Raw genomic sequence first — 21,321 nt, forward strand, 5'->3', positions numbered from 1 at the left:
GCCTTTCTTCTTGCTTGAGCCGGTCGGATTGCGCAGGCCTTCCTAGCCTGCCTCGAACAAAGCCATGGCCTCGACATGGGCCGTCTGCGGGAACATGTCGAGGATGCCGGCGCGCTTCAGGCGATAGCCCTGTCGGGCCAGTTCGCCAGCGTCGCGCGCCAGGGTCGCCGGGTTGCAGGACACATAGAGTACCCGCTCCGCGCCCAGTGAACGCATCTGCCGCGCCGGCTCGAAGGCTCCGTCACGCGGAGGATCGAGCAGCACGGCGGTGAAATCCTCCGCCGCCCAGGGGGCTTCGGCAAGCGGTTTCGTCAGGTCCGCCTGATGGAACCGGGTGTTGGCCAGCCCGTTGGCATGGGCATTGGCAGCAGCACGCTCGACCATGGTCTGCACACCTTCCACGCCCACTACTTCGCGCACCTGGCGCGCCAGCGGCAGGGCGAAGTTGCCCAGGCCACAGAACAGGTCCAGCACGCGCTCGTCGCTGCCGGGCTTCAGCCAGTCCAGCGCCTGGGCGACCATCGCCTCGTTCACCGGCTCGTTCACCTGCACGAAGTCGCCGGGCCGGTAGGCCAGGGTCAGATTCCAGGCTTCGAGCCGGAAGCCGAGCTCCCGGTTCCCGCCGTTTTCTGCGCCGCTGGAACAGAGTGTCGGCTCGCCGTCGCCCTGCAACCACAGTTGCACATCCCGTGCCGAACAGAATTCCAGCAGTCGCGCGCGATCGCTATCGGACAAAGGTTCGATATGCCGTAGCAGCAGCGCGCTGGAGGTGCCGTGGAACAGCTCGACATGGCCCAGCGACTGCGGCTTGGCGAAGCCGCGCAGCAGCGCCGGCAACTCGCGAGCGAGAACCTGCAGCTCGGGCACCAGCACCAGGCAGTCGTCGAAGGCGACGATGGCCTGGCTGGCAGCCGCGCGGAAGCCGACGTCCAGGCGCTTGGCCTTGACGTCCCAGCGCACGGCGAGGCGAGCACGGCGCCGGTAGCCGAATTCGGGGCCGACCAACGGCGCGGCCCACTCTTGCGGAACCAGGCCGGAGAAACGCTCCAGCTGCTCGGCCAGGGTGCGCTGCTTGAGCGCCAGCTGATCGGCGTGGGGCAGGTGCTGCAGGCTGCAGCCGCCGCAGGTGCCGGCTACCGGGCAAGGCTCGGTGCGACGGTTGGCGGCGGTGCTGAAGAGGCGTTCGCTGCGGGCGTCGACGATCTGCGCGCGTGCCGACAGCACACGGGCTTCCACCGCTTCGCCCGGCAAGGCGCCGGCGACGAACCAGGTGCGCCCGTCGGCGTGGGCAATGCCGCGGCCGTCATGGGCCAGGCGCTCGATGTTCAGGCGCTGCTTCTTGCCCACGGGTACCGCGGGGCTGCGGGCGCCACCGCTGGGCTGGAAGCGCAGGCCGGATCGTTGTTTGGCCATGTCAGTTGGCGTCGAACACGCCCGAGGACAGGTAACGGTCGCCACGGTCGCAGATGATCGCCACCAGGGTCGCGTTTTCCAGTTCGCGCGAGAGACGCAGCATGGCCGCCACCGCACCGCCGGAAGACACGCCGCAGAAAATGCCTTCTTCGCGAGCCAGGCGGCGCATCACGTCCTCGGCTTCGGTTTGCTGCATGTCGACGACGCGGTCGACGCGGGTGGCGTCGAAGATCTTCGGCAGGTATTCCTGCGGCCAGCGACGGATGCCGGGGATGGCCGAGCCTTCCATCGGCTGCAGGCCGACGATCTGCACGTTGGGGTTCTGCTCCTTGAGGTAGCGCGACACGCCCATGATGGTGCCGGTGGTGCCCATGGAGCTGACGAAATGGGTGATCTCACCGCCAGTCTGCTGCCAGATTTCCGGGCCAGTGGAATGGTAATGGGCGATCGGGTTGTCACCGTTGGCGAACTGGTCGAGCACCTTCCCCTGCCCTTCGCGCGCCATCTGGTCGGCGAGGTCGCGGGCGCCTTCCATGCCCTGCTCCTTGGTCACCAGGATCAGCTCGGCGCCGTAGGCGGTCATCGCGGCCTTGCGCTCGGCGGTGGAGTTGTCGGGCATGATCAGGATCATGCGGTAACCCTTGATCGCCGCGGCCATCGCCAGGGCGATGCCGGTGTTGCCGGAAGTGGCCTCGATCAGCGTGTCGCCGGGCTTGATGTCGCCGCGCAGTTCGGCACGGGTGATCATCGACAGCGCCGGGCGATCCTTCACCGAACCCGCGGGGTTGTTACCCTCGAGTTTCACCAGCAGGGTGTTGGAGGTTTCCCCGGCCAGGCGCTGCAGGCGCACCAGCGGGGTATTGCCGACGCAATCGGCGATAGTCGGGTACTGCACGGTCATGGAGGCACTCGGATCTGGAACAGGGCGCCCTATGATACCGGCAAAAGACGCCCTGCCATACGAAACTTCCTAACAAGCCGTGTTCAGGGTCCGGGGCACGCCTCAGGCCGCCGCCGCATCCGCCAGGCGCAGGTGAACGCGCAGACCAGCGTCGGCGCAATCCGCCCAGAGTTCGCCACCCTGCATGCGCAGCGAGCTGCGGGCGATGCTCAGGCCCAGGCCGAAACCTTCGCCGGTGCGGGCATCGGAGAGCCGGGTGAAGGGCAGGAAGATACGCTCCAGGTCGCTTTCCGCCACACCCGGGCCATCGTCCTCCAGCCACAGGTGCCAGCCGCTCGGTTCGCGCCGGCCACTCAAGCGGATACGCCCCTCCTCCGGGGAGTGGCGGATGGCATTGCGCAACAGATTTTCCAGCGCCTGGGCCAGCCCATTCAGATGACCGCGCACGCGGCAGTCCGCCGGCACCTGATAAAGGAAGCGCTCCGAACTCCAGCCAGCCTCGAAGCGCGCGTCGTCCACCAGCAGATCCCACAGCGAACGCAGGTCGATCTCTTCCAGCTCCACGCGCGGGCGCTCTGTATCCAGCCAGGCCAGTTCCAACGTATCGGCGACCAGTCGCTGCATCACGTCCACCTCACGCTCCACGCGCTGACGCAGCGCGGTTTCGCTGATCGGACTGTCCCCTGCCACGCGCAGGCGGCTCAGTGGCGTACGCAGTTCGTGAGACAGGTCGCGCAACAGTTGGCGCTGCAGGCTGACATGGCCGCGCAGGCGCTCGGCCATGTGGTCCAGCGCGCGGCCCAGCTCGCCCAGTTCATCGCGGCGGGTGACCAGTTCGGGGCCGGCGACCGAGCCCAGGTTATCCGCCTGCAAGGAATTGGCGTGCTCGCGCAGACGCCCCAGCGGGCGTACCAGATGCCGGTAGATCAGCCCACAGAGCAACAGCGCGAGGATCGCCGGCACCAGTGCATGGCTGATGGACTGGCGCAGGAAACTCAGGCCACCGGGGAGGAAGCGCTGCGGCAGCTGCAGCACCAGGCGGCCGGCAGCCGGGTCGTCGGGAAACGGGATGCCGATGTAGGGCAGGTTGACCGAGCGCGAGCTTACCGGCCAGTCCAGCCCGCGCTGGAAGGTCAGGTGCGCCACCTCAGCCATGGGCAGCGGCTGCGTGCCCAGCGACTGCAGGCGACCGTCCACCACCACCATCCACACCGGCTCGCGCTGCCTCATCCCCGCCAGCCAGCTGTCGACGCCCGCCGCCCCGCCGCTACGCCAGGCCTGCTGCGCCTCTTCGGCATAGCCACCCAGGACACGCCGCGCATCCTCGGAGAGGTTGTAACTGTCGCGCTCCATCTGCTTGCCCCAGTTCCAGGACAGCCAGATCACCGACAGGCACAGCACCACCAGGGCAAAGGCGAGCTTCCAGAACAGCGAGTGGCGGCCGGGCATGTCAGTCCTCGGCCTCTGCAAAGACGTAGCCTTTGCCCCACACGGTGTGCAACTGGTGGCGCGCGTAGCCTATAGCCTGAAGCTTGCGGCGCAGGTGGCTGACGTGCATGTCCAGGCTGCGGTCGTGGGCGGTAAAGGCGCGGTGCAGTACGTGCTGATAAAGGAAGGGTTTGCTGAGAGTCTCGCCCTGGCTACCCAGGAAAGTCTCCAGCAGGCGGTACTCGGTGCCAGTCAGACCGGCCCACTGGCCATCCAGCCCGACGTCGTCCTTCTGCGGGTCCATCTGCAGGCCGGTGACCGTACTGCCGAGGGACTGGCTGCCGCGTTCCAGCGCGACGCGGCGCAGCACTGCATCCACCCGCACGCTCAGCTCGGCGAGGCTGAAGGGCTTGGGCAGGTAGTCGTCGGCGCCCTGGGAGAAGCCGGCGATACGGTCCTGCTCGGCGCCCAGGGCCGACATCAGGATCACCGGCACCGCACGCTCGCGACGCAGGGTGCGGAGGATATCCAGGCCGCCAGTGCCGGGCAGCATGATATCCATCAGCACCAGGTCGTAATCGCCGCGGCGAGCCTGGGCCAGGCCTTCGTCGCCGTCCTGGCACCAGGTGACGTCGAAGCCGCGTTCGATCAGGTGGGACGACAGGTGGGCGCCCAGGGTTGGGTCGTCCTCGATGGTCAGCAGGCGCAGGCCGGACGAAGCGATGGCATTCATATCAAATAAGAGTGATTAGCAATTGCGCGAAGTATTCACGATTCCGCGTCGTCTCGGCAAGGCAAAGGGCTCCCGCCCCAGGTCCGAACCGCTACACTGCCGGGGATAAACGCATCGGAGGAAACGCGTGTTCAAGGATCTCGGCATCAAGGGTCGGGTACTGCTGCTCACCCTGCTGCCCACCAGCCTGCTGGCGCTGGTGCTGGGCGGCTATTTCACCTGGGTGCAGCTGGCGGACATGCACGCCCAGTTGATCGAGCGTGGGCAGCTGATCGCCGAACAACTGGCGCCGCTGTCAGCCCCGGCCATGGCCCACCACGACAAAGAGCTGCTCGAACGCATCGCCAACGAAGCGCTGGACCAACCCGACGTACGCGCCGTGACCTTCCTCAACCCGGACCGGGAGAAACTGGTCCACGCCGGCCCCAGCATCCTCACCCCCATTCCTTCCGGTGACGGCTCGCACCTGAGCATGTCCAGCAACCTGGACACCACGCACTTCCTCCTGCCGGTGCTGGGCAAGCACCGCAGCCTCTCCGGCGACCCCGACGATGACGCCGAGAAGCTGCTGGGCTGGGTCGAGCTGGAGCTGTCCCACCACGGCACCCTGCTGCGCGGCTACCGCAGCCTGTTCACCAGCCTGCTGCTGATCGGCGCCGGGCTTGCCGTCACCGCCCTGCTCGCCCTGCGCATGAGCCGCGCGATCAATGCGCCGCTGGGGCAGATTGCCCAGGGCGTAGCCCAGCTCAAGGAAGGCCGCCTGGAAACCCGCCTGCCGGCATTGGGCAGCCACGAACTGGATGAGCTGGCCGGCGGCATCAACCGCATGGCCGAGGCGCTGCAGAGCGCCCAGGAAGAAATGCAGCACAACATCGACCAGGCCACCGAGGACGTCCGGCAGAACCTGGAGACCATCGAGATCCAGAACATCGAACTGGACCTGGCGCGCAAGGAAGCCCTGGAGGCGAGCCGGATCAAATCCGAGTTCCTCGCCAACATGAGCCACGAGATCCGCACCCCGCTCAACGGCATCCTCGGTTTCACCAACCTGCTGCAGAAGAGCGAGATGACCACGCGCCAGCAGGACTACCTGGGCACCATCCACAAGTCCGCCGAAAGCCTGCTGGGGATCATCAACGAAATCCTCGACTTCTCGAAGATCGAGGCCGGCAAGCTGGTGCTGGAGAACATCCCGTTCAACCTGCGCGAACTGATCCAGGACACCCTGACCATCCTCGCCCCCGCCGCCCACGAGAAGCACCTGGAGCTGGTCAGCCTGATCTACCGCGACACCCCGCTGCAGTTGGTGGGCGACCCGCAGCGCCTGAAGCAGGTGCTGACCAACCTGGTGAGCAACGCCATCAAGTTCACCCACGACGGCAGCATCGCCGTGCGCGCCATGCTCGAGGACGAAAGCGACGACCGCGCGCAACTGCGCATCAGCGTGCAGGACACCGGCGTTGGCCTCACCGACGCCGACCTGCGCGCCCTGTTCCAGGCCTTCAGCCAGGCCGACAACTCGCTCTCGCGCCAGGCCGGCGGCACTGGCCTGGGGCTGGTGATCTCCAAGCGCCTGATCGAGCAGATGGGTGGCGAGATCGGCGTGGAAAGCAGCGCCGGCGACGGTTCGGAATTCTGGATCAGCCTCAACCTGCCCAAGGCCCGCGACGACGGCGACGACCTGCCGCCCGCCATGGCCGGCGGCCTGCGCGTGGCGCTGTACGAGCCCCATGAACTGACCCGCACCGCGCTGCACCACCAGTTGGAGCACTGCGGCCTGGAAGTCACCGAGTTCCCCGACCTCGCCACGCTGGAAAAGGCGCTGCTGGCCGGGCCGTCGGACAAGGCCCCGATCACCCTGGCGCTGCTGGGCGTGACCGCCGCCGAACACCCGCCCGAGGCGCTGCGCCAGTCCATCCGCGAGCTGGAACAGCATGGCTGCAAGAGCCTGGTGCTGTGCCCGACCATCGAGCAGGCGCACTACAACGACGTGCTGCCCGACGCCCAGGTGCAGAGCAAACCCGCCTGCACGCGCAAGCTGCAACAGGCGATGAACGAACTGCTGCACCTGCGCCCCCTGCGCAAGGACAAATCGGCCAACGGCCGGCTCGAGCGCACGCCGCACCTGCTCTGCGTCGATGACAACCCGGCCAACCTGTTGCTGGTGAAGACCCTGCTGACCGACATGGGCGCGCAAGTGACTGCCGTGGACAGCGGCCTCGCCGCCGTCGAGGCCGTGCAGCGCGAGCGCTTCGACCTGGTCTTCATGGACGTGCAGATGCCGATCATGGACGGCCGCCAGGCCACCGAGGCGATCCGCCACTGGGAGGCCGACCGCGAGGTCAGTCCGGTGCCGATCATCGCCCTCACCGCCCACGCGCTGGCCAACGAGAAGCGCGCCCTGCTGCAGGGCGGCATGGACGATTACCTGACCAAGCCGATCGACGAGCGCCAGTTGGTCCAGGTGATCCTCAAGTGGACCGGCCTGGCGCTGGGCGAGCCGCGTGACGAACGCCCGCGCCACTCCGAATCAAAACTCGACGGGCTCAGCGTCCTGGACCCGGAGGAAGGCCTGCGCCTGGCCGCCGGCAAACCGGAACTGGCCGCCGACATGCTCGGCATGCTGCTCGCCTCGCTGTCCGCTGACCGCCAGGTGATTCGCCAGGCCCGCGAGCGCAACGACCGCAACACCCTGCTCGAGCGCATCCACCGTCTGCACGGCGCCACCCGCTACTGCGGCGTGCCGATGCTGCGCGCCGCCTGCCAGCGCGCCGAAACCCTGCTCAAGCAGAACGAACCGGACGCCCCCGCCGCGCTGGATGAACTCGACATGGCCATAGCCGAACTGGCACAAGCGACCGAGGGCCAGCTGGAAGCAGAGGCCGGCCAGCCGCACTGAGGACGGAATCCAAGCGATGCGCATCATCCTGTTCAGCAACCAGACCTACGACCGCGACAGCTTCCTCGCCGCCAACCACGGCCACGGCTTCGAGCTGCACTTCCAGCAGGCCCAGCTGCGTCTGGACACCGTCGCCCTGGCCATGGGCTTCGAGGTGGTCTGCCCCTTCGTCAACGACGACCTGTCACGCCCGGTGCTGGAGCACCTGGCCGCCGGCGGCACGAAACTGATCGCCCTGCGCTCGGCCGGCTACAACCATGTCGACCTGGCCGCTGCCCACGCGCTGGGGCTGGCCGTGGTGCGCGTACCGGCCTATTCGCCCCACGCCGTGGCTGAACATGGCGTGGGATTGGTCCTGGCGCTATGTCGGCACCTGCACCGCGCCTACAACCGTACCCGCGAAGGCGACTTCTCTCTGCATGGCCTGACCGGCTTCGACCTGCACGGGCGCACCGTGGGCGTGATCGGCAGCGGGCAGATCGGCGAGGTCTTCGCCCGCATCATGAGCGGTTTCGGCTGCCACATCCTGGCCTACGACCCCTATCCCAATCGCGCCATCGAGGCCCTGGGCGGGCGCTTCGTCGAGCTGGACGAACTGCTCGCGCAGTCCGACATCATCAGCCTGCACTGCCCGCTCAACGAGGCCACCAAACACCTGATCAATGCCCAGAGCCTCGCGCGCATGAAGCGCGGCTCGATGCTGATCAACACCGGCCGCGGCGCGCTGGTGGACACCCCGGCGCTGATCGAGGCACTGAAAAGCGGCCAGCTCGGCTACCTCGGCCTGGACGTCTATGAAGAGGAAGCCGACATCTTCTTCGCCGACCGCTCCGACCAGCCGCTGCAGGACGATGTGCTGGCGCGCCTGCTGACCTTCCCCAACGTGATCATCACCGCGCACCAGGCTTTCCTGACCCGTGAAGCCCTGGCCGGGATCGCCCAGACCACCCTGTCCAACATCGCTGCCTGGCAGGCAGGCCGGCCGGTCAATCGGGTCGAAGGCTGATCAGTTGCCCCTCGCATCCCGGCGCTGCGCCGCCTAGAATGCCGCGCTTTCCCGGAGGACCCATGGCTCAGCACGATTTCCGCTACACCCTGCTCAACCCGCAATTCACCCTTAACGAGTGCCGCGCGCTGACCCCGGGCCGCTACCAGGTCACCGGCATCGGCGGCTCGATCAAGGCCGGCGACACCCTGCTGGTCAGCCTCAAGGGCAGCAAAAGCCTGAGCATGACCCTGGAAGTGGAAAAGGTCCGCCACCTGATCAACCCGCCGGGGCAGTGGATGGCCGTGGCCAGGGGGCCGGCATTCCGTGAACTGGGTATCCACGAGTGGACGGTCAAGTGCGACGGTTGCGCGGCTACACTGGACTTCGAATTCGCCGTCGATGCCACCCTCGGCAAGGCCGCCCAACAGCCGGCCGCCGAAGCGCGCATCGCCGAACTCGGATGGGCCAAGGCCGGCAAGCGCCACCTTTGCCCGGATTGCCAGAGCAAGGAGACCGCATGAAAACCCTGATTGCCAGCGCTTGCGCTGCGCTGGCCCTGGCCGGCTGCGCCAGCAAGCCGGTGCCCGAAGCCGAGCAGAACTACCGTGTGGAATGGATCGGTGAGCGCCCGCTGATCGACTACACCCACATCAGCCTGACCCTGGACGGCAACGGCCGCGCCTATGGCAGCGCCGGCTGCAACCACTGGTTCGCCAGCTACAAGCTCGAGGGCGACCAGTTGACCTTCGGCCAGCCGGGCGCCACCCGCAAGCTCTGCGCCGATCTGGTGATGGAGCAGGAACAACAGTTCCTCAAGATGCTCGGCCAGGTGCAGCGCTGGGACATCACCGAAGAAGGCGAACTGCGCCTGTGGCCGGCCAGCGGCCGCGCCATGCGCCTGTGGCCGGAAGGCTGAGGCTCTTCCGGGCAGGGCTAGAAGAGCGTCAATTGCTCGTGGGCGCCGCGCAGATCGACGAGGCGCACGCCTACACCGATCAGCCGAACCGCCTTGTTGCCGCGCTGGAAGGCCTGCCCCAGCAGCAGCCGATAGCTTTCCAGATCCCGCGCGGCGCCGGCCTGCTCCAGGGTAGTCTGGGTGAAGTCGTGGAACTTCAGCTTGATGAACGGCTTGCCCGGCCGATAGCTGGCGTCCAGGCGCGTCATGCGCCGCTCCAGTTCACCCAGCAGTGACGGCAATTCTTCCTGGCAGGCTGCCAGGTCCGGCAGGTCCTGGTCGAAAGTGTTCTCCACGCTGATCGATTGCCGCCGGCTGTCCACCTGCACCGGGCGCTCGTCAATGCCACGCGACAGTCCCCAGAGCCGCTCGCCGAAACTTCCGAACTCCTTGGCCAACTGGATCCGCGACCAGTCGCGCAGGTCCGCGCAGGTACGGATGCCCAAGCGCGCCAGCTTCTCGGCGGTGACCTTGCCCACGCCATGCAGCTTCTTCACCGGCAGTTCGGCGACGAAACCGTCGACCTCATCGGGGGTGACCACGAACAGGCCGTTGGGCTTGCGCCAATCGCTGGCGATCTTGGCAATGAACTTGTTCGGCGCCACCCCGGCAGACACGGTGATGTGCAGCGTCTCCCAGACGCGCTGGCGAATCTCTCGAGCAATACGTGTGGCGCTGCCGCCGCAACGCTCGCTGTCGCTGACGTCGAGGTAGGCCTCGTCCAGGGACAGCGGCTCGATCTGGTCGGTGTAGTCGCGGAAGATCGCGTGGATGTCCCGCGAGGTCTCGCGATAGACGTCCATACGCGGGCGGACGATGGTCAGGTCCGGGCAGAGTTTCACGGCGGTACGCATGGCCATGGCCGAATGCAGGCCGTAGGCACGCGCCTCGTAATTGCAGGTCGCGACCACGCCACGCTTGTCCGGCGACCCGCCCACGGCCAGCGGCTTGCCCGCGAGGCTGGGGTCGTCGCGCATCTCGATGGCGGCATAGAAGCAGTCGCAATCGATGTGGATGATCTTTCTCTGCCGAGTCACGAAGGAGGCGCCTGCATCACCAACGGAAACCGCCTTTATAGAAGACGGAAAACCCACCCATGGTAATGCAAAAACCTGCCGTCCCGGTTATCCACAGCCGCGGAAATCACCCTTGTCGATCCCTGCGACGATTCCATTCCTGGCGGCTAAATATCTGATAGAAAATCACTTTTCCCCTTTTTTCATTGACACCCGGGCGCACCGGCGTAGAATGGGCGTCGCGGGATGGAGCAGTCTGGTAGCTCGTCGGGCTCATAACCCGAAGGTCGTAGGTTCAAATCCTGCTCCCGCAACCAGATACAGGAAAAGGCCACTCTTCGGAGTGGCCTTTTTCGTTTGCGCGTCATTTAAATTTTTGATCGCAGAACAAATATCGATTGACAGAGACTTTCATTTACGTAGAATGGCCGGCGCGGGATGGAGCAGTCTGGTAGCTCGTCGGGCTCATAACCCGAAGGTCGTAGGTTCAAATCCTGCTCCCGCAACCAGAYACAGGAAAAGGCCACTCTTCGGAGTGGCCTTTTTCGTTTGCGCGCGATTTAAATTATTGATCGAAAACGAAATATCGTTTGACACGAGGCTTCATATCCGTAGAATTGCCGCCGCGGGATGGAGCAGTCTGGTAGCTCGTCGGGCTCATAACCCGAAGGTCGTAGGTTCAAATCCTGCTCCCGCAACCAGACATCAAGAAGAAAGCCACTCTTAGGAGTGGCTTTTTTCGTTGTGCGCAGAAAAAACCACGTACGGGTGGCGCCAGCCGAATGACGAAAATACTCTCCAAGGACTTGGGAATTCGCGACAGTGCCCCTACTCTGTCGCGCAGGATCGTTAGAGGTGCCCGATGAGCGCCAACCCTGCCACACCCGATACACCTGCCCCCGACGAAGCCACGCCACGAGCGGCATGGCTCGACTGGATCAACGCCAACCGCCAGGCACTCGGCTTGGGCGTAACCCTGGTGCTGTTCAGCCTGGCGTTGATCGCCTGCTACCACCTGCTGCGCGACATCGACGCCTATTCCCTGCACGACGCCCTGCTCGATGTGCCGACCACCGCGCTGGCCGGCGCGTTCGCGGCCACCGTCGTAGGCTTCATCTTCCTGCTCGGCTATGAATGGTCGGCCAGCCGCTTCGCCGGTGTGAAACTACCCACCCCGGCACTGCTGACCGGCGGCTTCTCCGCCTTTGCCATCGGTAATGCCGTGGGGCTGTCGATGCTGTCCGGCGGTTCGGTGCGCTATCGCCTCTATGCCCGGCTGGGACTGGGCGCCGGCGACGTCGCGCTGATGACCCTGTTTGCCAGCCTCTCGCTGGGCTGCGCCTTGCCAGTGCTGGCAGCCGTGGCCGCGCTGAGCGACCTCGCGGACGCATCGCTGGCCCTGCACCTGCCACAGTGGCTGGTGGCTGTCCTCGCGCTGGGCATCATCGCCTTCTGCCTGCTGCTGGTGGTGGCTATCGAACGTCGCCGCCTGCCCGAGCAACCTTCGCCGGACAGCCATCTGGTTCGCGTCGGCCGCCGCACGCTGCGCCTGCCCGGCCTGCGGCTGTCGCTGCTGCAACTGCTGATCACCGCGCTGGACGTTGCCGCTGCCGCCACCGTGCTCTATCTGCTGCTGCCCGAGGCCCCCCCCTTCGGCGCCTTCCTGCTGGTCTACCTGATCGCCCTGGCGGCTGGCGTGCTCAGCCACGTCCCCGGTGGGGTCGGCGTATTCGAGGCCGTACTGCTGGCCGCCTTCGCCGGGCAACTGGGTGCCGCACCGCTCGCCGCGGCGCTGCTGCTCTACCGCCTGATCTATGTCGTACTGCCGCTAATCGTCGCCTGCCTGCTGCTGCTGTTCCTCGAGGCACGCCGCATCCTGGTGGCCAGGCAGGCGGTACGGATCACCTCCGGCTTTGCCGCGCAGATCCTCTCGCTGCTGGTGTTCATCTCCGGCATCGTGCTGCTGTTCTCCGGCGCTACACCGTCCATCGATACCCGCCTCGACGAAGTCGGCTTCCTCGTCCCGCACCGCCTGATCGACGCCTCACACCTGGCCGCCAGCCTGATCGGCGTGCTCTGCCTGCTGCTCGCCTATGGTCTGCGCCGTCGCCTCTCCGCTGCCTGGGCGCTGACCCTCGGCCTGCTGATCGCCGGCGCTGCCTTGTCGCTCCTTAAAGGCTTCGACTGGGAAGAAGCCCTGATCCTCAGCTTCACCGCCGCCCTGCTGGTGATCTTCCGCAGCGCCTTCTATCGTCGCAGCCGCCTGATGGACCTGCCCTTCTCGCCGCTGTACCTGGGCGCAGCCGCGTGCGTCATCGCCGCGTCCATCTGGCTGCTGCTGTTCGCCTACCAGGACGTACCTTACAGCCATGAGCTCTGGTGGCAGTTCGCCCTGGACGCCGATGCCCCGCGCGGCCTGCGCGCCGCCCTGGGCAGTTGCCTGCTGCTGGCCGCCCTGGCGCTGTACTGGCTGCTGCGCACCGCGCCGCCGGCGATCCACGCGCCCACACGCGAGGAGCTGGACAGCGCAGCCGGCATCCTCTCCAACTCCGCCCAGCCCGACGGCGGCCTGGCCCTGTCCGGCGACAAGGCGCTGCTGTTCCATGAGGGCAACGACGCCTTCCTGATGTATGCCCGCCGCGGCCGCAGCCTGGTGGCGCTGTTCGATCCGATCGGCCCGGCACAGGCCCGCGCGGAGCTGATCTGGCAATTCCGCGACCTTTGCGACCTGCACCATGCCCGCCCGGTGTTCTACCAGGTGCGAGCGGAGAACCTGCCGCTGTACATGGATATCGGCCTGACCGCGCTCAAGCTCGGCGAAGAAGCACGGGTCGACCTGCGCCGCTTCGACCTGGAGAGCAAGGGCAAGGAGATGAAAGACCTGCGCTACACCTGGAACCGCGGCCAGCGCGACGGCCTCAGCCTGGAGTTCCACGACGCCGGCCAGGCGCCGATGGAGGAGCTGCGCGCCATCTCCGATGCCTGGCTGGGCGGCAAGAACGTCCGCGAGAAAGGCTTCTCCCTCGGCCGCTTCACCCCTGAATACCTGCACTATTTCCGCATCGTCGTGGTCCGATTCCAGGGCCGCGCCGTGGCTTTCGCCAACCTGCTGGAAACGTCCGGCAAGGAACTGGCGAGCATTGACCTGATGCGCGTCGTCCCCGATGCGCCCAAGCTGACCATGGAGTTCCTCATGCTCGGCCTGATCCTGCATTACAAGGAGAGCGGGCATACCCGCTTCAGCCTCGGCATGGTGCCCCTGGCCGGCTTGCAGCCGCGCCGCGGCGCCCCGCTGACCCAACGTCTCGGCGCGCTGGTCTTTCGCCGGGGTGAGCAGTTCTACAACTTCCAGGGGCTGCGTCGCTTCAAGGACAAGTTCCAGCCCGACTGGGAACCCCGTTACCTGGCCGTGCCCGCCGGACTGGATCCGCTGGTGGCCCTGGCCGACACAGCCGCCCTCATCGCAGGCGGCCTGAGTGGATTGGTAAAACGCTGATATGTTGAAACGACGCTGGCGACACCTGCTCGCCCTTCTCCTGCTGATCGTCATTGCCGTCGGCCTGCTGCTATGGAGCCGACCGGCCCCGCAGGCCTCCCTGGACCACCGCCAGTTGCCCGACGGCAGCGCCGCCAGCCTGGCCAACCCCGGCAAGCAGCCCAATGCACGCGTGCTGCTGGCCGTGCAGGCCGACCAGAAACTGGACGACGCCCAGTTGCTGGCCCTGGCCCACGACAGCGGCGCCCGTGTGGTGCAGTTCGTCTTCCCGGAGAACGACTGCAAGGCCCAGCAGGCTCGCATCCAGGCCGCTGGTGAACTTCTTGACGGCCAGCCGACCCTGGTTGCCGGCATCGGCCCCGGCAGCGCCTGGGCCTTCCGCTGGCTCGCCGGGCAGACCGACGACAAGGCCAAGGCGCTGTCCGTGGGCTTCTCTCTGGAGAAACCCGACTGCGCCGCCTCGCCTCTGCCGCAGACCGCTCCGCACGGCCACTGGCTGGCTGCCTGGAATGACAACCCGGACGATGCCAGCGCGCGCTTCGCCCGAGGCCTGAAAAACGCCGAAACGGTGATCACCGACTACGACACGCCGCTGCCCAAGGTCCTCGCCGATCAACTACGCCAGCAGCTGCAAGGTGGCGGCGATAACGTGCCGGTGGTGGAAGTCCCGGCCGCCAAGCCTTCGGAAACCGTCACGCTGTTCTATTCGGGCGATGGCGGCTGGCGCGACCTCGACCGCGACGTCGCCGCGCAGATGGCCGAGCTCGGCTACCCCGTGGTGGGCGTCGATGCCCTGCGCTACTTCTGGGAGCACAAGACCCCGGAGCAGAGCGCCGCCGACCTTGCTCTGCTGATGCAGCACTATCGCGAGAAGTGGGGCGCCAAGCACTTCGTGCTGGCCGGCTACTCGTTCGGCGCCGACGTGCTGCCGGCGATCTACAACCGCCTGCCGGCGGACGCCAAGAAGGACGTCAGCTCGGTGATCCTGCTGGCCTTCGCCCGCAGCGGCAGCTTCGAGATCGAGGTGCAGGGCTGGCTCGGCAAGGCCGGCCAGGAAGCTTCCACCGGCCCGGAAATGGCGCGCCTGCCCGGACCGAAGGTGCTCTGCGTGTACGGCGTGGAAGAAAAGGACGAGAGCGGCTGCACCCAGCCCCAGGCCGTGGGCGAGAACCTGCAGTTGCCCGGCGGGCACCACTTCGACGAGGACTACCCGGCCTTGGCCAAAAGACTGGTGAATGCCATCCGCTCCCGCCAGTCAGCCGACGACGAAGGCTGACCGACGTCAAAAGGGCCGCACATAGCGGCCCTTTCACTTTGCCTTCATGGTGTTTCAGGCACATTTAAGGTTCTATGCTCAGACTGACAAGCCCGTCGCCAGAACGGGGCGTCACGATAACCGAGCCAAACAAGGAACCGTCATGAGCCTGTCCAAGACCCCGTCCCGTTACGGCAGCCTGTCCATTGCCATGCACTGGATCATGCTGGTGCTGATCGCCGCCACGTACTTCTGCATGGAATACCGCACTAACTTCCCCAAAGGCAGCGACACCCGCGCGCTGTTTTCCCAATGGCACTTCATGCTTGGGCTGAGTGTGTTCGTGCTGGTCTGGCTGCGCCTGATCGGCCGCTTCATCTACCCCACCCCGCCCATCGTTCCGGCACCGCCGGCCTGGCAGATGGCGCTGGCAAAGCTCGCGCACCTGGCACTGTACGGCCTCATGATCGGCCTGCCGCTGGCCGGCTGGATCATCCTCAGCGCCGCCGACAAGCCGGTGCCGTTCTGGGGCATGGAGCTGCCGCACCTGGTGGACAAGAACCCGGACCTGGCCAAGCAGGTGAAGTACTGGCATGAAACCATCGCCGTGCTCGGCTACTGGCTGATCGGTATCCACGCGTTGGCCGCGCTGTTCCACCACTACATCAGCCGCGACAACACCCTGGTGCGCATGCTGCCGGGCAAGGGCGAGGCAAAGCCGGAGTAATCGCCCCGCCGCGCAGCGGCGACCAGCCGTGAGCAAGGTCTGCTCCTGCAGGGAAAGCTGCACTTCGTAGGAGCTTGCTCGCTCCTACGAAGTGCAGTCCTGACGATAGGGCAGCGCAGCACGGGCCTCCTCGGCATAGGCCAGGATGCCCACCCTCTCCCCTATCAGGAACTCCTGCACCGCCTCGCGCAGTCCGGGATGTCCCAGGCGGTGCCAGGAGCGGGTGATCACCGGCTCGAAGCCACGGATCAGCTTGTGCTCGCCCTGCGCTCCGGCGTCGAAGCGCTGGAGGCCGTGGCCGATGGCGAAGTCCAGGCCCTGGTAGAAACAGGTCTCGAAGTGCAGGCGGTCGAACTCCGCCAGGCAGCCCCAGTAGCGGCCGTACAATGTATCGCCGCCGAGCAGACTGAAAGCCATGGCCACGGGCCGGCCATTCTGGTGAGCGAAGACCACGCGGATCGCCTCGGGCATACGCTCGCCGATCAGGCTGAAGAACGCCCGGCTCAGGTAGGGCGCCTGCCCGCGGACCTCATAGGTGCTGCTGTAGCAGGCATAGACGAAGTCCCAGTGCGCTTCGGACAGCTCGTGCCCTTCCATCCAGACGAAATCCAGCCCCAGCCCGGCGACCTGCTCGCGCTCCTTGCGGATCTGCTTGCGCTTGCGTGAGCTGAGTGCATCGAGAAAGTCCTGGAAGTCGCGGTAGCCGCGGTTGCTCCAGTGGTACTGGCAACCCAGGCGCTCCAGCCAACCGTCTGCAGCGTCCAGCAGGGCATCGGCGGCAGCATCGGTGAAATTCACGTGCACGCCGGAGCAATGCCCTTCGTCCACCTCGCCCGCCAGCGCGCCGACCAGGCTCAGCGCCGCGTCCGGCGCGCCGAGCAGGCGAGCGCCGCCGACCGGTGTGAAGGGAATGCCCACCAGCAGCTTGGGATAGTAGGGAATGCCGGCGCGCAGGCAGGCATCCGCCCAGCTCCAGTCAAATACGTACTCGCCGTAGGAATGGCTTTTCAGATAGGCCGGCGCCGCGGCGAGCAGACGGCCATCGTCGGCCAGCAGCACCCGGTGGGAAGGTTTCCAGCCGCTGCGGCCGCCGACGCTGCCGCTTTCCTCCAGGGCGGAGAGAAAGCCATGGCGCAGGAACGGCTGGTCGTCCGGCAGCAGGGCGTCCCACTGGCGGGCGTCGACTTCGGCAAGGCGGGAAAGGGTCTGGATAGGCATGGCCGACAGTCTGGCGCGAGGCGCGAGCGAAGGGAAGATTCAAGCGGGAAAACTCGCACGCCGGTGACATTCACGTTCGTCGGTATCCGCCGGAGAGGCCGGCAGAGTGGTCTATGTTGGGGATTAGCAAGGCTTGCCGGCGCACGACGCCAGCTCCGTTCCGCTCGCCACACGCCCTCGCGGGCTGTTGGCGACCTGCCAGGAGGACGCCCCATGAGCCTGATGCAATGCGAGTACCGCAAGTACACCATCACCGCCGATGTCGTCGAGCATCCCGGCCTGCCCACTCCCTGGGCCGGCGGTTGCCACATCACCGCCCCGGACGGCCAGACCACCAAACGCAAGACGCTACCGGTGGAGTTTGCCTTCATGTCGGATCTGCAGAAGGCCCAGCACGCTTCCATCGCCCACGGCAAATGGCTGGTGGACCAGAACCTGGACCACGACCGTCGGCTGTTCTGATCTCTAGCTGTTCACGTAGCCCGGTTCTTCGCTGACCGGCGCACTGACTGGCAATGGCGTCAGGCTCACCTGAAGCGCCAGGAACTCCTGCGCGGATGCCCGCCAAGTCTGCCCGCGCGCCCACTGCGCGCAGGCCTGGCGATCCAGCTCCAGCGCCCGCAGACAGGCGCTGCGCAAATCCGCGTCCATCACCCCGGTGACGCCGTCCTCCAGGACATCCAGCGGCCCCGTCACCGGGAACGCCGCCACTGGCGTACCGCAAGCCAGCGCCTCGACCATCACCAGGCCGAGGGTATCGGTCAGCGATGGGAAGGCCAGCACACTGGCGCTGCGATAGGCCTCCGCCAGTTCGTCGCCGTGGCGATAGCCGAGGAACTCCGCCTGTGGATAAGCCGCTTGCAGCTCCGCGCGCTGCGGGCCGTCGCCCACCACGCGCTTGCGTCCCGGCAGGTCGAGCGCAAGGAAGGCTTCGAGATTCTTCTCCCGCGCCAGCCGGCCGACATAGAGGAATACCGGCTCCTGGAGCGGTGCGCCCTCCCCCGGCTGAAAACGCTGGAGATCCACGCCCTTGCGCCACAGCGCCAGATTGTCGAAAGCGTGATCGGCGAAAGCTCCGCGCATGCGCTCGCTGCTCACCAGCACGGCCTGGCTCGGTGCATGGAAGCGGCGCAGGAAGGCATAGCCCCAGGCCAGCGGCAGCCAGGGCCAGCGAGTGTTCACGTATTCGGGAAAGCGCGTATGGATGGCGCTGCTGAACTTCATCCCGCGGCGCACCAGCCAGCGCCGTGCAGCCCAGCCCAGCGGGCCTTCCGTGGCGAGGTGGACGCAGTCCGGGGCGAAGTCGGCGATCTTCTCGCCGACTGTCCACAGGTTCCACGCCAGGGGGATTTCCGGGTAGCTCGGGCAAGGCCGGTGACGAAAATCCTGCGGGGTGATCAGGCCGACCCTGTGCCCCATTTCCTCCAGCTCGGCCACCAGTGCCCGGAGGCTGGTGACCACGCCGTTGACCTGCGGCAGCCAGGCATCGGTGACGATCAGCAGCCTCATGCCGCCGACTCGACCACCGCAGGCGCCTCGGCGCGCACCGGTTCCTCGGCCAGGCGGTAAAGCTCGATGCTGCCATCCCAGTGCTCGATCAGCGCCGAGCAGGATTCCACCCAGTCACCGCAATTGAGGTATTCCACCTCGCCGATCTGGCGGATTTCCGCGTGGTGGATGTGCCCGCAGACCACGCCGTTGAGGCCGCGCTTGTGCACCTCGTGGGCGATGGCTTCCTCGAAGTCGCTGATGAAGTTCACCGCCGTCTTCACCTTGTGCTTGAGGTACGCCGACAGCGACCAGTAGCCGTAGCCATAGCGGCTGCGCCAGTGATTCAGCCAGCGGTTAAGCGTCAGGGTGAACTCGTAGGCGGAGTCGCCGAGGAAGGCCAGCCACTTGTGGTAGCGCGTGATGACGTCGAACTGGTCACCGTGGATCACCAGCAACTGGCGGCCGTCGGCGGTGGTGTGGACGATCTCGTCGACCAGGCGGATGTTGCCCAGCAGCAGCGAGGAATAGCGGCGCAGGAACTCGTCGTGGTTGCCGGTCACGTAGATCACCTCGGTGCCCCGCTTGCTCATGGTCAGCAGGCGGCGGATCACGTTGGTGTGCGCCTGCGGCCAATAGATGCCGCCGCGCAGCTTCCAGCCGTCGATGATGTCGCCCACCAGGTAGATGCGGTCGGCGTGGTAACGCTTGAGGAAGCCGGCCAGATGCTCGGCCTGGCAGTCGCGGGTGCCGAGGTGGACATCGGATATCCACAGGGTCCGCACCCGTTGTTTCTTCGTCGGCGTCATGCGTTGCGCGCTGCTCATCGTCGGCGACCTCCAGAGGGGTTTCTCCGAGTGTCGGCCGCCGCGGTGAAGCGAACATGACCGACTGGCGACAGTCCCGTGACAGGCCGCGGCGCGCTAGACTGTCCACCTGCCCGCCAGCTTCGGAAAGCAGTTCGCATGAACCCGATCCTCTCCCTGCGCCACTACAGCCACGACCATCTCGCCCATAGCCACAGCCATGCGCAGCTGGTGCTTGGGCTGTCCGGCAGCCTGGATTTCGAAGTGGGCGGACGCGGCAGCCTGGTGACCCGGCAGACTTTCGCCGTGGTGCCGCGTGACGAGCACCACGCCTGCGCCAGCCCCGACGGCAGCCGCTGCCTGGTGGTAGATCTGGAGGACGAAGATAACCTGCTCGCCGCCCTGGGCCTGCACAGCGACGCCGGCCGCCGCCTGCTGGAAACCCCCGGCCAGCGCCTGCTCAACAACGACCAGGCGCAACTGGTGCACTGGCTGGCCGGCAGCCCCCTGCATGACCCGGTGCTGGCGCGCCAGGGTGCGATCCTCCTGCTCGCCAGCCTCGCCGCCGGCCAGCAGCGCGTGGAGGAACCTACGCAATTGCCGTTGGCCAGCCTCGACAGCTACATCGACCGCCATGCTGCGCATCCCTTGCAGGTGGCTGACCTGGCACGGCTCGCCGGGCTTTCCGCCGCGCGTTTCCACGCCCGCTTCCTTGCTGAAACCGGGCAGACGCCCATGGACTACGTGCGCCAGCGCCGCCTGCAGTTGGGCCGCGACCTGCTGCGCGGTTCGCACCAATCGGTCGGCGAGATTGCCGCACAAGTCGGCTACGCCTCGCAGAGCGCCTTCACCGCCGCGCTGGTGCGCCAGTTCGGCACCACCGCGCGCCAGCTTCGCCAGGAGGCGCGCGACAATTCCCGCTAGCCGCGCGACAGACAGCCGCGCGCCCAGGGCCTAGACTGCCGGCCATCGAACCCAATAACCCAACGGGAGCAGCGATGTCGGCAGACACCATCGAGTGGCAGGATTTCGAGCGCGTCGAACTGCGCGTGGGCACCATCGTCCAGGCCGAACCCAACGTGAAGGCGCGCAAGCCCGCCTACATCCTCCAGGTCGACCTCGGCCCGCTGGGGATCAAGACCTCCAGCGCACAGATCACCGCGCACTATGAAGCCAACGAGCTGATCGGCCGCCAGGTGCTCTGCGTGTGCAACTTCGAACCCAAGTCCATCGCCGGTGTGCGCTCGGAAGTGCTGGTCACCGGCGCCTACGACAGCGACGACAAGGTGGTGCTGGCCGGTTTCGACAAGCCGCTGCCCAATGGCGCGCGGCTGGCCTGATCTTCGACTCACCGCGCGCCAGCCAGCCCGGCGCGCTTGCCTCTTTCCCGACAAGGCCCCGCCACAGCAATCGGCGGGAGCTCAGGCATGAATCGCATTACCCAACTCACGCCCCGCGGCGCCCTGATCGGCCTGCACATCGGCGCCCTGATGTTCGGGCTGTCCGGCATCTTCGGCAAACTCATCCTCGCCGGCCCCCTGGTCATCGTCTTCGGCCGCGCGCTGTTCGGCTCGCTGTCGCTGGCAGCGGTTTTCGCCGGGCATCTGCGGCAGCAGAAGCGACCTACGCTGAAACAGGCCGCCATGCTGCTGGGTGGCGGCGTGCTGCTGTGCACCCACTGGCTGACGTTCTTCCTCGCCGTGAAAGTCGGCAACGTGGCGGTCGCCACCCTCGGGTTCGCCAGCTTCCCCGCCTTCACCGTGCTGCTGGAAGGCCTGCTGTTCCGCGAACGCATCCGCAAGGGTGAATACCTGGTCGTGGCGCTGGTGTGCATCGGCCTGGTGATGGTCACGCCGACACTGGACCTGCGCGACGGCGCCACCGCTGGCCTGCTCTGGGGGACACTCTCCGGGCTGCTGTTCGCCCTGCTGTCGCTGGCCAACCGGGTCAGCGTGCGCGGGATCGACCCAATCCAGGCGGCGCTGTGCCAGAACCTGA

At 66.6% G+C, this 21,321-nt stretch carries 19 protein-coding genes and 3 tRNA genes; 14 read left to right on the forward strand and 8 right to left on the reverse strand.

Going from position 1 to position 21,321, the window contains the following annotated elements; translation table 11 throughout:
• Positions 1-42: 42 nt before the first annotated feature.
• The 4 genes from rlmD to A9513_RS30640 all read right to left on the reverse strand — a co-directional run bounded on the left by rlmD (position 43) and on the right by A9513_RS30640 (position 4,475).
• Positions 43-1,413, reverse strand: a complete 1,371-nt coding sequence (gene rlmD / locus A9513_RS30625) for a 23S rRNA (uracil(1939)-C(5))-methyltransferase RlmD (protein WP_024766439.1) — start codon at positions 1,411-1,413, stop codon at positions 43-45.
• A 1-nt stretch (position 1,414) separates the two neighbouring features.
• Positions 1,415-2,314 (reverse strand): cysteine synthase CysM, encoded by a 900-nt coding sequence (gene cysM / locus A9513_RS30630; RefSeq protein WP_037010266.1) that lies wholly within the window; start codon positions 2,312-2,314, stop codon positions 1,415-1,417.
• 102 nt (positions 2,315-2,416) lie between these two features.
• Positions 2,417-3,763 (reverse strand): sensor histidine kinase, encoded by a 1,347-nt coding sequence (locus A9513_RS30635; RefSeq protein WP_065086365.1) that lies wholly within the window; start codon positions 3,761-3,763, stop codon positions 2,417-2,419.
• Between the two features lies 1 nt (position 3,764).
• On the reverse strand, positions 3,765-4,475 hold the full coding sequence (locus A9513_RS30640; RefSeq protein ID WP_024766436.1) for a response regulator transcription factor: 711 nt from the start codon (positions 4,473-4,475) through the stop codon (positions 3,765-3,767).
• A 127-nt stretch (positions 4,476-4,602) separates the two neighbouring features.
• Between A9513_RS30640 and A9513_RS30645 the strand changes: the two genes are divergently transcribed.
• The 4 genes from A9513_RS30645 to A9513_RS30660 all read left to right on the forward strand — a co-directional run bounded on the left by A9513_RS30645 (position 4,603) and on the right by A9513_RS30660 (position 9,278).
• A complete protein-coding gene (locus A9513_RS30645; protein WP_065086366.1) occupies positions 4,603-7,374 on the forward strand; it encodes a response regulator in 2,772 nt (923 codons plus the stop codon).
• Positions 7,375-7,390: 16 nt separating this feature from the next.
• Positions 7,391-8,380 (forward strand): 2-hydroxyacid dehydrogenase, encoded by a 990-nt coding sequence (locus tag A9513_RS30650; RefSeq protein ID WP_024766434.1) that lies wholly within the window; start codon positions 7,391-7,393, stop codon positions 8,378-8,380.
• A gap of 62 nt (positions 8,381-8,442) precedes the next feature.
• A complete protein-coding gene (locus A9513_RS30655; RefSeq protein WP_024766433.1) occupies positions 8,443-8,883 on the forward strand; it encodes a hypothetical protein in 441 nt (146 codons plus the stop codon).
• A complete protein-coding gene (locus tag A9513_RS30660; protein ID WP_024766432.1) occupies positions 8,880-9,278 on the forward strand; it encodes an META domain-containing protein in 399 nt (132 codons plus the stop codon). The genes A9513_RS30655 and A9513_RS30660 overlap by 4 nt, the downstream gene beginning before the upstream one ends.
• A 17-nt stretch (positions 9,279-9,295) precedes the next feature.
• Here the strand turns inward: A9513_RS30660 and dinB are convergent, their stop codons facing one another.
• Entirely contained in the window at positions 9,296-10,354 is a 1,059-nt protein-coding gene (gene dinB, locus A9513_RS30665) for a DNA polymerase IV (RefSeq protein WP_024766431.1), read from the reverse strand.
• 219 nt (positions 10,355-10,573) lie between these two features.
• Between dinB and A9513_RS30670 the strand changes: the two genes are divergently transcribed.
• From A9513_RS30670 to A9513_RS30695, 6 genes are all read left to right on the forward strand, one after another.
• Positions 10,574-10,650, forward strand: a tRNA-Met gene (locus A9513_RS30670).
• Positions 10,651-10,765: 115 nt separating this feature from the next.
• Positions 10,766-10,842, forward strand: a tRNA-Met gene (locus tag A9513_RS30675).
• A gap of 115 nt (positions 10,843-10,957) precedes the next feature.
• Positions 10,958-11,034 (forward strand) — tRNA-Met (locus A9513_RS30680).
• A 161-nt stretch (positions 11,035-11,195) separates the two neighbouring features.
• Positions 11,196-13,829, forward strand: coding sequence for a bifunctional lysylphosphatidylglycerol flippase/synthetase MprF (gene mprF, locus A9513_RS30685; RefSeq protein ID WP_038803314.1), 2,634 nt, complete (start codon positions 11,196-11,198; stop codon positions 13,827-13,829).
• 1 nt (position 13,830) lies between these two features.
• Positions 13,831-15,105: a virulence factor family protein gene (locus tag A9513_RS30690; RefSeq protein WP_065086367.1), complete on the forward strand. Its 1,275-nt coding sequence runs from the start codon at positions 13,831-13,833 to the stop codon at positions 15,103-15,105.
• A 142-nt stretch (positions 15,106-15,247) separates the two neighbouring features.
• Positions 15,248-15,811, forward strand: a complete 564-nt coding sequence (locus A9513_RS30695; RefSeq protein WP_024766128.1) for a cytochrome b — start codon at positions 15,248-15,250, stop codon at positions 15,809-15,811.
• A gap of 84 nt (positions 15,812-15,895) precedes the next feature.
• Here A9513_RS30695 and A9513_RS30700 read toward each other — a convergent pair whose 3' ends face one another.
• Complete coding sequence (locus tag A9513_RS30700; RefSeq protein ID WP_065086368.1) at positions 15,896-17,029, reverse strand: GNAT family N-acetyltransferase; 1,134 nt, start codon at positions 17,027-17,029, stop codon at positions 15,896-15,898.
• 213 nt (positions 17,030-17,242) lie between these two features.
• Here A9513_RS30700 and A9513_RS30705 point away from each other — a divergent pair, with 213 nt between their 5' ends.
• On the forward strand, positions 17,243-17,491 hold the full coding sequence (locus A9513_RS30705; RefSeq protein ID WP_024766130.1) for a hypothetical protein: 249 nt from the start codon (positions 17,243-17,245) through the stop codon (positions 17,489-17,491).
• A gap of 3 nt (positions 17,492-17,494) precedes the next feature.
• Here the strand turns inward: A9513_RS30705 and A9513_RS30710 are convergent, their stop codons facing one another.
• Together A9513_RS30710 and A9513_RS30715 are read right to left on the reverse strand one after the other, a co-directional pair.
• Positions 17,495-18,538 carry a glycosyltransferase family 1 protein gene (locus A9513_RS30710; protein ID WP_038803313.1) on the reverse strand — a complete coding sequence of 348 codons (1,044 nt, stop codon included), beginning with the start codon at positions 18,536-18,538 and terminating at the stop codon, positions 17,495-17,497.
• On the reverse strand, positions 18,535-19,344 hold the full coding sequence (locus tag A9513_RS30715) for a UDP-2,3-diacylglucosamine diphosphatase (protein ID WP_024766131.1): 810 nt from the start codon (positions 19,342-19,344) through the stop codon (positions 18,535-18,537). The genes A9513_RS30710 and A9513_RS30715 overlap by 4 nt, the downstream gene beginning before the upstream one ends.
• A 138-nt stretch (positions 19,345-19,482) precedes the next feature.
• On the opposite strand from A9513_RS30715, the gene A9513_RS30720 reads away from it, so the two are divergent.
• The 3 genes from A9513_RS30720 to A9513_RS30730 form a co-directional block, all read left to right on the forward strand.
• Complete coding sequence (locus A9513_RS30720) at positions 19,483-20,247, forward strand: AraC family transcriptional regulator (RefSeq protein ID WP_038803312.1); 765 nt, start codon at positions 19,483-19,485, stop codon at positions 20,245-20,247.
• 74 nt (positions 20,248-20,321) lie between these two features.
• Positions 20,322-20,663 carry a tRNA-binding protein gene (locus A9513_RS30725; protein ID WP_037007488.1) on the forward strand — a complete coding sequence of 114 codons (342 nt, stop codon included), beginning with the start codon at positions 20,322-20,324 and terminating at the stop codon, positions 20,661-20,663.
• Positions 20,664-20,750: 87 nt separating this feature from the next.
• Positions 20,751-21,321, forward strand: a 571-nt coding sequence (locus A9513_RS30730) for a DMT family transporter (protein ID WP_065086369.1), incomplete at its 3' end; no start/stop codon positions are given.

The organism is Pseudomonas sp. AU12215 (genome assembly GCF_001675465.2).
GTDB lineage: Bacteria > Pseudomonadota > Gammaproteobacteria > Pseudomonadales > Pseudomonadaceae > Pseudomonas > Pseudomonas nitroreducens.